The 12,943-nt window shown below is 36.5% G+C and carries 12 protein-coding genes; 1 reads left to right on the plus strand and 11 read right to left on the minus strand.

Annotated elements, in window-relative coordinates:
• Window positions 1-20 precede the first annotated feature (20 nt).
• The 8 genes from BV60_RS0110055 to BV60_RS0110090 all read right to left on the minus strand — a co-directional run bounded on the left by BV60_RS0110055 (window position 21) and on the right by BV60_RS0110090 (window position 8,665).
• Window positions 21-1,889 (minus strand): ATP-dependent helicase, encoded by a 1,869-nt coding sequence (locus BV60_RS0110055; RefSeq protein ID WP_051656647.1) that lies wholly within the window; start codon window positions 1,887-1,889, stop codon window positions 21-23.
• 28 nt (window positions 1,890-1,917) lie between these two features.
• Window positions 1,918-3,372 carry a glutamate--tRNA ligase gene (gene gltX / locus BV60_RS0110060; RefSeq protein ID WP_029321438.1) on the minus strand — a complete coding sequence of 485 codons (1,455 nt, stop codon included), beginning with the start codon at window positions 3,370-3,372 and terminating at the stop codon, window positions 1,918-1,920.
• Between the two features lie 36 nt (window positions 3,373-3,408).
• Entirely contained in the window at window positions 3,409-3,657 is a 249-nt protein-coding gene (locus BV60_RS0110065; RefSeq protein ID WP_029321440.1) for a ferrous iron transport protein A, read from the minus strand.
• Between the two features lie 141 nt (window positions 3,658-3,798).
• Entirely contained in the window at window positions 3,799-4,722 is a 924-nt protein-coding gene (gene aguB, locus BV60_RS0110070) for an N-carbamoylputrescine amidase (protein WP_156036058.1), read from the minus strand.
• A 26-nt stretch (window positions 4,723-4,748) separates the two neighbouring features.
• Window positions 4,749-5,972, minus strand: a complete 1,224-nt coding sequence (gene aguA / locus BV60_RS0110075) for an agmatine deiminase (RefSeq protein WP_029321443.1) — start codon at window positions 5,970-5,972, stop codon at window positions 4,749-4,751.
• Between the two features lie 100 nt (window positions 5,973-6,072).
• Window positions 6,073-6,702, minus strand: a complete 630-nt coding sequence (gene upp, locus BV60_RS0110080; RefSeq protein ID WP_029321445.1) for a uracil phosphoribosyltransferase — start codon at window positions 6,700-6,702, stop codon at window positions 6,073-6,075.
• Between the two features lie 86 nt (window positions 6,703-6,788).
• Entirely contained in the window at window positions 6,789-7,973 is a 1,185-nt protein-coding gene (gene nspC, locus BV60_RS0110085) for a carboxynorspermidine decarboxylase (RefSeq protein ID WP_029321446.1), read from the minus strand.
• 5 nt (window positions 7,974-7,978) lie between these two features.
• Complete coding sequence (locus BV60_RS0110090) at window positions 7,979-8,665, minus strand: tRNA threonylcarbamoyladenosine dehydratase (RefSeq protein ID WP_029321448.1); 687 nt, start codon at window positions 8,663-8,665, stop codon at window positions 7,979-7,981.
• 151 nt (window positions 8,666-8,816) lie between these two features.
• On the opposite strand from BV60_RS0110090, the gene BV60_RS0110095 reads away from it, so the two are divergent.
• Entirely contained in the window at window positions 8,817-9,182 is a 366-nt protein-coding gene (locus BV60_RS0110095; protein WP_029321450.1) for a response regulator, read from the plus strand.
• A gap of 82 nt (window positions 9,183-9,264) precedes the next feature.
• Here BV60_RS0110095 and BV60_RS0110100 read toward each other — a convergent pair whose 3' ends face one another.
• The 3 genes from BV60_RS0110100 to BV60_RS0110110 are packed head-to-tail and all read right to left on the minus strand — an operon-like array spanning window position 9,265 to window position 12,912.
• Complete coding sequence (locus BV60_RS0110100; protein WP_029321452.1) at window positions 9,265-10,527, minus strand: saccharopine dehydrogenase family protein; 1,263 nt, start codon at window positions 10,525-10,527, stop codon at window positions 9,265-9,267.
• Between the two features lie 50 nt (window positions 10,528-10,577).
• Window positions 10,578-11,441 carry a polyamine aminopropyltransferase gene (gene speE, locus BV60_RS0110105; protein WP_029321453.1) on the minus strand — a complete coding sequence of 288 codons (864 nt, stop codon included), beginning with the start codon at window positions 11,439-11,441 and terminating at the stop codon, window positions 10,578-10,580.
• 22 nt (window positions 11,442-11,463) lie between these two features.
• Window positions 11,464-12,912, minus strand: coding sequence for an aminotransferase class I/II-fold pyridoxal phosphate-dependent enzyme (locus BV60_RS0110110; RefSeq protein ID WP_029321455.1), 1,449 nt, complete (start codon window positions 12,910-12,912; stop codon window positions 11,464-11,466).
• Between the last annotated feature and the right edge of the window lie 31 nt (window positions 12,913-12,943).

A 12,943-nucleotide genomic window follows, 5' to 3' on the forward strand; every position in this document is an offset into this window, starting at 1 on the left:
TCATTTCTAAAAATACAATATTATTTTATCAACATTTCGCAATAATTACTATCTTGAAAAATTCCTTTTATCGGCCTTAAAAAAGCTGACATCCTCATTGGATTTTCTTTGGTACCTTTTACGTATGAAATATATAATTCATCTTTTGCTCTTGTCATTGCAACATAAAGCATCCTTCTTTCTTCCTCAAGTTCCTCCTTGGTTATGCTTTTTCTAGATGGAATTATTCCTTCATTCAAATCCGGAAGATAAACTTTTTTAAACTCAAGCCCCTTTGAAGCATGCATTGTCATTACCCTTATGCCTTTCTTATCGGCAACTTTTATTTTTTTCATTTCCCTCAGTTCATCTTCTATATTGGAAAGGTATTCACTAAGCTCATCATAATAGTCAAAAGCACTGCATATTTTCTCAAATTCGTCCATATCAGCAATTATTTCTTTATATAATTTTATATTGGATATGTATTTTTCCTTTACATACCTGTCGTACCCCATGTACCCTCTTATAAAATGAATAGCGGCTTTCGGGCTTAATTTACTCAAAAGCCTAAATGCTTTAAACAGCCTTTGTACAGTTGTAGTCATAGAAATTTTCCCTTCTTTTGCATAATAAAGAACAAGATCCTTTTCATTTATTGTTTCATTGAAACAGGCGTTTCTACTTATATATCTCAAAGGTTTGTTCATTATCTTCAAAAAATCCGTTCTTTTTTGGCCTCCAAAGACAAAAGACATATACGCTATAAGATCTCTTACTCCGTTTTTTTCATGGAAAGCCAATATTTTTTCTTTATATGAGCAAGGTATACCGGATTCATTCAGCATTCTTGCAATTACAGTCGCCTCTGTATTAGTTCTCACTATTATCGCAGTATCCGAATAGTCTATATCCACTTTTTTGGAAACATGACAATTACTTATTGAAGCATTAGCTATAGCGGCATTTTTTCGTATTCGTTCTATTATGTCAACGTACTGTTCCTTTTTATCAGAATAACTTAGTCCTTCGACCATACCTTCAGAGCCTGTTTTTCCTGATACAATATTTTTCTTAAACCTTATTTTGTTTTCTTCAATCACTTGCATTGAAGCCTTTAATATCTTTTTTGAGCATCTATAATTTGTATCAAGGATTATTTCTTTTGAATTTTGAAATTCCTCTTTAAATCCCAGCATTATTTTGGGATCCGATCCTCTGAATCCGTATATTGACTGATCATCATCACCGACTACAAAAAGATTTTTTTCATCGTTTAAAAGAAGTTTTACAACTTCAAACTGTGTTTTGTTTATATCCTGGTATTCATCAATTTGTATATACTGCAATCTATTTTGCCATTTTTTCCTTATATCCGGTCTTTGTAAGAGGTACTCTTTGCAATAAATAATCATGTCATCAAAGTCTATCAATCCCTGTTCCTTCATAATTACATTATATTCATTTTGAATTTCTGGGAAATCTTCATAAAAAGGAACTGACTTATCTCGTTCTTCAGGATTGCCTCCACAATTCTTAAGCCTGGAAATCTCTGACAAAATGAGCTTTATCATTTCGTTGTCGTAATCTCGACCATGCAAAATATGGCTAAGTAATTTATACTTATCCTTTTCTTTGATAATAGTTAAATTTCTATTATCCAATATGTGATAAAAAATGGAATGGAATGTTCCGAAGAGAACCTCCGGATACATAGAATCAGTTTCTTTAATAAATCTTTGCTGCATTTCAATAGCTGCAGCTTTTGTAAAAGTGATCGTGAGAATAGATCCGGGGCTTACTCCCTTCCGGATAAGATTAATAATTCTCTGAATGATCACAAATGTTTTTCCGCTCCCGGGACCCGCAATAACACAAGCAGGTCCCTTATCATGATTTATCGCACGCATTTGAGCGGAATTACATTTAATATTTAATTCAGGCCTCAAGCTTAGCTATAGAAGCTCTAAGTCTTTTAAGAGTTTCATCCTTTCCGATGATTTCCATAGCTTCGGTAGCTCCACAGGGAGTCATGGCTTTACCTGAAACAGCAATTCTAATAGGCCAGAGTACATAGCCGTTCTTATACTCTTTTTCTTTTATATATTCCTGAAGTTTGCCATATAAAGCATCATTACTGTAATCTTCCTGAGCCTCAAGAATAGGAAGAAGCTCCTTTAATACAGAAAGCGATGATGCTTCATCGGTTTTCATCTTCTTATGCTTATAAATTGAAATATCGTATTCGGGCATTTCCTCAAAAAAGTCAATCATCTCAGCAATATCAGGCCAGATTTCTATTCTTGTTTTAATCATTGTTGCTATTTTATGTAAATCCAGGTCTTTTTTAATGGTTTCCTTCATATAAGGAAGAGCAAGTTCATAGAACTTATCATCGTCCATCTTTTTGAGGTACTCACCGTTCATCCATCTAAGCTTAGTATAATCAAATACAGCAGGTGATTTGTTTATTCTCTTGTAATCAAATTTTTCAACAAGGTCCTGAAGACTCATTATTTCGGTATTATCTTCAGGTGACCAGCCAAGAAGCGCAACAAAGTTAACAACTGTTTCAGCTAAAAATCCCTGCTCAATGAGGTCTTCAAAGGAAGAATGACCACTTCTCTTACTAAGCTTGTGATGATCTTCATCAGTAATAAGCGGACAGTGAATATATTTGGGTACTTCCCAACCAAATGCATCATAAAGTCTGTTGTATTTGGGCGAAGAAGAAATGTATTCGTTCCCTCTTACAACATGAGTAATTCCCATGAGATGATCATCTACAACATTAGCAAAATTATATGTGGGATAACCATCTGACTTTATAAGTACCATATCATCAAGTTCACTGTTATCTACAGTAATGTCACCATAAAGTTCGTCATTAAAAGTCGTCTGTCCCTCAGTTGGATTATTCTGTCTTATTACATAGGGTTTACCTTCTGCAAGGTTTTTCTCTATTTCCTCTTTTGAAAGGTGCAGGCAATGCTTATCGTAAACACTGACCTCTTTGCCATCAATAACCTGTGTCAGTGTTGCCAGTCGCTCAGGTGTACAAAAGCAATAATAAGCTTCACCTTTATCTACAAGTTCCTTAGCATATTTAAGGTAAAGACCCTGTTTTTGTCTTTCACTCTGAACATAAGGTCCTACCCCGCCATCTTTATCAGGACCTTCATCATGAATAAGTCCTGTCTTCTCAAGAGTTCTGTATATAATTTCAGTAGCACCTTCAACATAGCGCTCCTGATCTGTATCCTCAATTCTGAGGATAAAATCACCGCCTTCATGCTTTGAAATAAGATAAGCATAAAGTGCGGTTCTTAAGTTACCTACATGCATTCTGCCGGTTGGGCTTGGTGCATAACGTGTTCTTATCTTTTGTGACATCATTACACCTCTGTATAAAATAAATTTTCAGGCTTTTTACATAACATCCGGATATTCTTTTTTTTCAAATTCAACAATGATTCCCGATGCAACATTGTGGCATAAAGCTATCTGCTTTTTCTCTACCTGTATTATGAGACCACCGCGTTCTTTTTTATTTATTACTTTGATATGAGATCCATCGACAACGCCAATAGATTTAAGCCTCTGCGAGTAATTCGCTTTTTCGACATTCATCTCCTTTACGAGATAAACTCCGTTCTTCTCCCCATCGATAAGTGTCATATAATTACCTCAAAAAACATATAAAATATCAAAATACCACGAAATTATATAACACCTTTTTACAAATGAGAAGAGCATCGCTTTAATGTGATAAAGTAAAAGCTTTTATAATTTCATTTTTTTGCTTTACTACCGAACAATTTAATCAGTAATTTCTTTATAGCATTCCGGTCTTCTGTCTCTGAAAAGCCCCCATGAGAGCCTGTTTTGTCTTATTTCATTAAAATCATAAACAGCCATAATAATTTCTTCTGTATTATTTCCTGCCTGTCTCAAAATATCTCCTGTTTCATCTGTCATGAAACTATGTCCATAAAAAACAAGAGATGACAACTGACCACCGTTTTCCTCGGATGGAATTACATTTTCCGTTCCTATTCTGTTAGCCGCCACTACCGGTATAATATTTGCCGCAGAATGTCCCTGCATGGTTCTTTGCCAATGTCCGGAGCTGTCCACATTCAAAATAGGTTCAGATCCAATAGCTGTCGGATATAGTATTATATCAGCACCTTGTAGCGCAAGGCATCTGGCTGTCTCAGGGAACCACTGGTCCCAGCAAATACCTATACCTACTCTGCCATATGCTGTTTCAAATACATGAAAACCTAAATCTCCCGGAGTAAAATAAAATTTTTCCTGATAGTAATGATCATCCGGAATATGTGTCTTTCTGTACACTCCAAGAACATCACCATCTGCATCTATCATTGCAACAGAATTATATAAAACATTGCCCTCTTTTTCATAAAAGCTGACAGGAATTACTACAGATAGTTCTCTGCAAACATTTCTGAAATGCTGCACAGCCGGATTTTTTTCTGTCGTTGTTGCAAAATCATAATAATCATATCTTCTTTCCTGGCAAAAATACTGCCTTTCAAATAGCTCCGATAATAAAATAATCTGCGCTCCCTGAGCTGCAGCTTTTCTTACAAGCTTATCAGCTTTTTTTATATTCAGACGAACAAGCTCTTCATCAGATATTTCAGTATTATGATAAGCTTCTTTACCGCATGCAAACTGAATTGCAGCAACAGTTGTAGATGAAATGTCCTTGTACATAGTAGTTGCCTCTCTGTTTTGGTTTATTATTCAAAGGATATTATTTTTCTATGCATATTACTAATATTTGCCGGTATCTGCTGCGTAATACAATGGATATTACCGCCTCCAAGAAGAATTGCTCCTGCGTCTATCCGAACAATTTTCCTGTTTTTACAGATTTCTGAAAGTATTTTTACCGCTCTTTCATCGCTATCTTTATTGATTCCACCGAAAGCAGGAACTAGTATTTCTGTATTTGTAAAATAAAAATTTACATAACTTGCAGCAAGTCTTTCGCCAACTTCGCGCTCATCCTCACCATCTTCAAAAATATAATTGTCAATATCTTCTTTTGTGCAACATACCGGATGATCCGGAATAGGCAATTTATGGATTTTTAAATGTCTTCCGCGTGCATCTTTTTCTTTAATGAGATATTCATAATTCTTAGAAGACATATCATATTGAGGATCGCTCGTATTATCGGTCCAGGCAAGCACGACTTCCCCCGGTGCTGTAAAGGCGCAAACATTGTCTACATGTTCGTTTGTCTCATCATTATAAATTCCACAAGGCAGCCATAAAACTTTTTCGGCCCCGAGGTATTTTTTTAAATTTTCCTCAATTTCATTCTTTGTCAGATCAGGATTTCTGCCCTTACTCAGAAGGCAGCTTTCGGTAACCATAATGGTTCCTTCACCGTCGGAGTGGATAGAACCACCTTCAAGTACAAAAGGATGAGCATCATAACAATCTTTTTTTATAAGCGAGCAAAAGGTATTAGCAACTTTATCATCTTTATCCCAGTTTTTATAAAGACCGTCAACCTCACCGCCCCATGCGTTGAATTTCCAGTCAATGCCTCTTATTTCGCCGCTGTTGTTTCTTACAAATGTAGGGCCAACATCTCTTGCCCAGGAATCATCAGTCTCCTTTTTTATAAGATAAAGAACTCCCTCATCCAATATTTCATCTAAATCCGGTTTATCAAAAGATTCCCTGCTTAATTCCACAATTTTTTTTATATTCTTTACATTTTGTTTTATAAAGCCTATAGCATGTTCATAATTTTCTTCATCTGCAATAACATAAAGATTTTCACTTTTTAATATTTCAGAATAAACATTACAAAATGCAACCTGCGCTTTAATCGGATCTTTTCCCCAGCTTCCGGGGCGACTGGGCCAAATCATCAGTGTTCCTTTGTGAAGATCATATTCAGCAGGCATGCTAAATCCGTCATTAATCGGATAGCTGTTTAATGTCATTTTTTACCTCAGCATTTATTCCCTAAAAAAGCTGGAACGTTCTTAAAAGGTTATCCTAAAAAGTGTTCCAGCTTTTTAAAGCAAATTAACTCAAATTTGATTATTTTGTTCCGAATATACGATCACCAGCATCTCCAAGACCCGGTACTATATATTTTTTCTCATTAAGCATATCATCAACATGTGCACAGATAATCGGAACATCAGGGTGCTCGGATGTAACTTTCTCAAGTCCTTCCGGAGCAGCTATAAGGCAAATAAATCTCATTTTCTTAACGCCTTTTTTCTTAAAAAGATCGATAGCATCACATGCTGAACCACCTGTTGCAAGCATGGGATCAAGAATTATAACTTCTCTTTCTCCAATATCTTCCGGTGCTTTAAAGAAATAGTTAACCGGTTCATATGTAGTTTCATCACGGTACATACCTACATGTGCTATTTTTGCATTAGGGATTACCTTAAGAACACCGTCAAGCATTCCCATGCCTGCTCTCATAATAGGGGCAAAAGCATAATTATCCTCGTTAAGGCGACCCATTTTAATCGTTTTAATTGGAGTTTCAACCGTTGTTACTTCAAGCTTAACATCTCTCATAGCCTCATATATAAGATATGCACCTATCTCACTTACAAGTTCTCTGAAAAGCTTGGTTCCTGTGTGTTTATCTCTAAGAATTGAAAGCTTATGTTCAATAAGCGGATGATTTAAAACTGTAACGTTTTCCATTATATTCACCTCCGATTTTCTTTATGAATTCTATCATATAGTTAAACTACGCTACAATAGTTATTAAGTCTTTGCATGAAATATTTTTATAATCTTGTCTTAAAATCATTATAACTAAAGTGCTTAACTACCTCCGTGCTTCCGTCTTCTTTTAATTTGGCAATATCAGGAAGCGGCATACCGTTAAAGGTATTATTTTTCACCATACTGTAAATTGCCATATCTTCAAAAGTCAGTCTATCACCTATGCATATTTCTTTATCGAAGCTATAGTCGCCTATAACATCTCCGGCTAAACAGGTTCTTGAAGATAATCTGTATGTATACTTCTTTTCTTCTGCATCCCCACTATTTTGAAGCGGAGGCCTGTATGGCATTTCAAGAACGTCAGGCATATGACATGCTGCGGAAGTATCCAGAACAAGTACAGGATAAGCTTCTGTATTTATTACATCCATAACTGTAGTCAAAAGATATCCCGCGTCCAATGCAACTGCTTCACCGGGCTCCAAATATACCTGAACCTCATAGTTTGTAATAATATATTTAATAAGCTCTATAAGTCCGTCTCTATCGTAATCATTCCGGGTTATATGATGTCCGCCTCCAAGATTTAACCATTTAATTTTATGTATCGGGTCCTTCAAATATTTTCCAAATTTAGTTTCAAAAGCCTCAAATGTATTCTTTAATGGTTCAAATCCCTGTTCGCAAAGTGTGTGAAAATGAAACCCCTCCACACCGGCCGGAAGTGTATCCGGCATATCACAAAGTCTTATGCCAAGTCTTGAGCCCGGTGCGCATGGATCATAGATTTCATGTCCCTCCTGCGTTGAAAACTCCGGATTAACTCTGATTCCAACAGATAAATTGCCACTTTTTACAGCCTTTTCCCATTTAGTTCTGTGATGTTCAAGCTGATTTATTGAATTAAAAATAAGATGATCGGATATCCTGCATATCTCTTCCATTTCATCATCGTCAAAAGCAGGTTCAAACACATGTATTTCCGGTTTAGAATTACAGATATTTTTATCCTTTTCAGGATAAAACTCTTCATATGCAAGTTTTGCTTCAAAAAGGCCCGAAGCAGTTGTTCCCGAAAGATATTTTGCTATAAGCGGATAAGTACTGTAAGCAGAAAAAGCTTTCTGCGCAAGTAGGATTTTTGCCCCTGATCTTTCTTCAACACTATTTAGTATTTCACAATTTTCCCTTAATTTTCTTTCATCAATAACATATACAGGAGTTTTTAAATCATTTATTTTCATTTCATTCATCCTTTTATTAAGTCTTTTACAACCTCACTGGCAATTACAAGTCCGCAGGCAGAAGGAGAAAATGCTGTACTGCCCGGAGTTCTCCCGGCATCGGTCTTAATAGGCTCTTCATCTGAATAAACAACCTTTAGATGATCAACATTTCTTTTTTTCAGTTCTCTTCTCATAACCCTGCAAAGCGGACAAACGCTGGTCTTATATATGTCTGAAACCCTGAATCTGCTTGGATCTGTCTTATTTCCAGCTCCCATTGCACTAATAACAGGAGTTTTGCATTCTTTTGCTTTCAAAACTATATCAATTTTGGCTGTAACTGTATCAACAGCATCTACTATGTAGTCATATTTGGAAAAATCAAAATCGGAAGCATTTTCAGGAAGATAAAAACAATTATGAATATTAACAATCACCTCTTTATTAATATCAATCATTCTTTCCTTCATAACCTCAGTTTTATATCTTCCGATTGTACTGTTAAGCGCAATTATCTGCCTGTTAAGATTACTCAAAGCCACCGTATCACTGTCTATAAGGTCAAATTTGCCAACACCGCTTCTTACAAGAGCTTCACAAACGTATCCTCCGACGCCTCCTACACCAAAAATTGCCACATGACTGTTTTTTAATTTATTTATTGATTCGCTTCCTAATAAAAGCTCTGTTCTAGATAACCAGGATTCCATATAAATGTTTAACCATTCCTTTGTTTATTTTTTATTAATAGAATTGTAACTCTTTTTTTTTTGATATTGTTCAATTTTGTTGTAATAATTATTTATATAAAATTTGAAATGTAAAACAACTTTTAAATATATACTACAGATGGGAGTAATTATGCGCAAACGAATTCTTATAGCAGATGATACAACATTCATGAGAGAAATGCTGAAATCAGCTCTTGATAAAGAAAAATACGAAATAGTAGGTGAAGCAACCACCGGGCAACAAGCAGTTGATCAGTACAAAGAGAAGAAACCCGATCTTTTAATTCTTGACATCAATATGCCTGTAATGAATGGTATTGATGCATTAACCCAAGTTATGGAATTCGATTCCAATGCAAATGTCATCATGTGTTCCGACCAAAAACAGGAACCAATGATTGTACTTGCATTAAAAAAAGGCGCAAAAGATTTTGTTGTAAAACCATTTATGGCAAGTGATGTTATGCGTGCACTAAAAAAGATTTTTAATGAATAAGAATCTAATGCATTTCAATAATGCATAAAACAGGGACGATCTCCATTCCGAGACCGCCCCTTTTTTCTAAGCAAATATTTCATCAATCAATCAGAACAGGATTTTCTTCAACCACCCATGGAAGTCCATATTCGTTAAGCATTTCCATATATGGATCCGGATCGAATTCATCTGTAGTAAATACACCGGGCTTCTTCCACTTTCCTGTAACAACCAGTGCTGTACCGATCATAGCAGGGACACCGGTTGTATAGCTTATAGCCTGGCTTCCAAGTTCTTTATAACATTCCTGATGATCACATACATTGTAGATATAGATGATTCGTTCTTTTCCGTCTTTGATACCACGGAAAATACAACCTATATTTGTTTTACCAACGGTTCTAGGACCAAGGCTTGCAGGATCAGGAAGCAAAGCTTTCAAAAACTGTATCGGAACAATTTCACGACCTTCAAACATAACAGGGCTTGTTGAAAGCATTCCAACATCCTCAAGACATCTCATATGATCAAGATAACTCTGACCGAATGTCATAAAGAATCGAATTCTCTTAACCTCAGGGAAATTTCTGCCGAGAGCTTCAATTTCTTCATGATGCAAAAGGTACATGTCCTTTTTACCTACCTGAGCGAAATCGTACTCTCTTTTTATTTCCATTGGTTTCGTCTCTACCCAATGACCATCTTCCCAATAGCTTCCGTTCGCTGAAACTTCTCTGAGATTAATTTCAGGATTGAAATTTGTTGCAAAAGCATAACCATGGTCTCCGCCATTACAATCCATTATATCGATATAATGGATTTCATCAAAATAGTGTTTTTTTGCGTAAGCGGTAAAAACAGAAGTTACACCGGGATCAAAGCCTGTTCCGAGGAGTGCTGTAAGCCCCGCATCCTTAAATTTGTCAAAGTAAGCCCACTGCCAACTGTAATCAAAATATGCTGTAAAGCCTTTTTCTTTACAACGCTTTTCATAGATTTTTCTCCATTCAGGATCATCTGTATCCTCAGGCTCATAGTTTGCAGTATCAATATAGTCAACCTTACACTCAAGGCATGCATCCATAATGGTCAGATCCTGATACGGAAGCGCAACATTAAGTACCGCATCAGGCTTATAGTTGTTTATTACTCTCTTAATATCTTCTACATCATCGGCATTTACAGTATCTGTGGTTATTTTCACAGAAGTTCCTGCTTTTTCAAGCTTTTCTTTCAAAGCATCACATTTGGAAACAGTTCTTGAAGCAATACACATTTCTGTAAATACTTCACTGTTCTGTGCACATTTTTGTATAGCTACCTGTGCTACACCGCCGCAACCTATAACTAATAATCTGCTCATCCCATTCTCCTCATCTAAAATGCGTATTTTTTACGGCAATAAAAAGACTATTATCTTGACATTGCCTCTTCTTCCTGAAGAAGATCCTCTACATATTTAGGAAGCATAAATGCCCCCTTGTGAAGATGCGTTGTGTAATACCACGTTTTTATATTCCTTTCATCCCATCTGTCCGGATTAAAATCCTTTAACGGATGATATTTTTTACTTGCAAATCCAAAGAGCCAATAACCGGCAGGACATGTAGGAATATGTGCCTGATAAACCCTGTTTATTGGAAATACTCTGTATGCCTTTCTATGCATTGCCCTGCAGCTTTCTTCATCTTCATCATAAAAAGGACTTCCATGCTGATAAACCATTATGCCATCATCATGAAGTGCTTTATAACAACTTCCGTAGAATTCCTTGGTAAACAGGCCTGCCTCATGTCCAAGAGGCTCTGTGACATCATTAATAATCAGATCATACATATCTTCGCATTTTCTAAGGAATTTTAATCCATCCTGGTAATATATATGAACTCTGTCATCATCAAGTCCGCAGGCATTATCGGGGAAATACTGTTTACATACTTCGACAAACATACTATCAGGTTCAACAACATCAATAACCTTTATTTCATCATAATAACTAAGCTCTCTGGCAACACCACCATCCCCGCCACCAAGAACGAGTACCCTCTGAACCTTTGGATGAACTGCCATAGGAACATGAACTATCATCTCATCATAGGTAAATTCATCTTTTTCGGAAAAAATAATATTACCGTCAGAAGCAAGGAATTTCCCAAATTCCGGAGAATCAAAAACATCGATTCTCTGAAACTCACTGGATCCCGAAAATAATTGCTTGCTCAATCTGATGTTAATCTTAACATTATCGGTGTGCATCTCACCGAACCAGTAATCCATCTGTGGCATAGATACCTCCAAATTATTTAATCACCTGCAGTGCAGAAATGTCTTCACTTTCCGGTCCCTGCATAGAGCAGCCTTTTGCCTTAGCAGTAGTTATATAATCAAGAATTTCCTGTGTTACCACTTCACCAGGAGAAATAATCGGAATTCCGGGCGGATAACACATAACAGACTCAGCAGAAATCCTTCCGACAGTTTCCTTAATAGGAAGAGATTCCTTTTCAGCATAAAATGCTTCCTGAGGTGTTGCCTTAACTATAGGGGTTACATATTCAGCAGAGAAAAAGCTTTGCTCTGGCTTTGCATACAATCTTCTGATGTCTGCAAGAGCTCCGGCAAGTCTCTCTATATCCTGTAATCTGTCACCTATAGAAATGTATGCCATTACATTTGACAGATCACCAAATTCCATCTGTATATCATACTCATCTCTTAAAAGATCATATACTTCAATACCGGTAAGTCCAACACCTCTGGTATTTACCACGAGTTTTGTCTCATCAAAATCATATATGCTGCCACCATTAATTAATTCATGACCATACGCATAATATCCGGGAATCTCGTTAATCTCATCTCTTGCATATTTAGCCATTCCTGTTACTTTTTCAAAGCTGTCATGACCATGTAATGCAAGATTTCTTCTTGAAATATCAAGGCTGGAAATAAGAAGATAACTTGCGCTTGTTGTCTGCGTAAGATTTACTATTCTGCTTATATAGCCTATATTTGCGCCTTTTCCGCAAAGAAGAATCGAACTTTGTGTAAGGCTTCCACCGGATTTGTGCATACTTATAGCAGCCATGTCAGCCCCGGCCTTCATACCGCATAAAGGCAGATTCGGTCCAAAATACAGATGGGTCCCATGTGCTTCATCAACCAAAGCCTTCATTCCGTTCGCATGGGCAAGATCAACAATAGCCTGCAAATTTGAACAAATGCCATAGTAGGACGGATTATTGATTAAAATTGCCTTAGCATCAGGATTTTCCTTTATAGCAGTTTCAACATCAACAAGTTCCATCCCAAGCGGTATTCCAAGTTTGGTATCAACCTTAGGGTCAATATATACAGGAATTGCGCCACATAAAATAAGTGCATTTATTGCACTTTTATGTACATTTCTGGGCATAATGATTTTTTCACCATGTTTAACTGATGATAAAACCATTGCCTGTACAGCACTAGTTGTTCCGTTTACCATTAAAAATGCGTGCTCTGCACCAAATGCATCAGCAGTAAGTTCTTCTGCTTCCTTTATTACTGAAACAGGATGACATAAATTATCAAGAGGTTTCATGGAATTAACATCAATGCCTACACATTGCTCACCTAAGAATCTGACTAGCTCAGCATTACCACGTCCTCGTTTATGTCCGGGTACGTCAAAAGGCACCACTCTTTGTTTCCTAAACCTCTCAAGCGCTTCATATACAGGCGCTTTTCTCTGACGATCCAGATTCAATAATCTATCCTCCCAAAGTTTTTCATTTTTT

This window comes from Butyrivibrio sp. AE3004 (assembly GCF_000703165.1).
GTDB lineage: Bacteria > Bacillota > Clostridia > Lachnospirales > Lachnospiraceae > Butyrivibrio.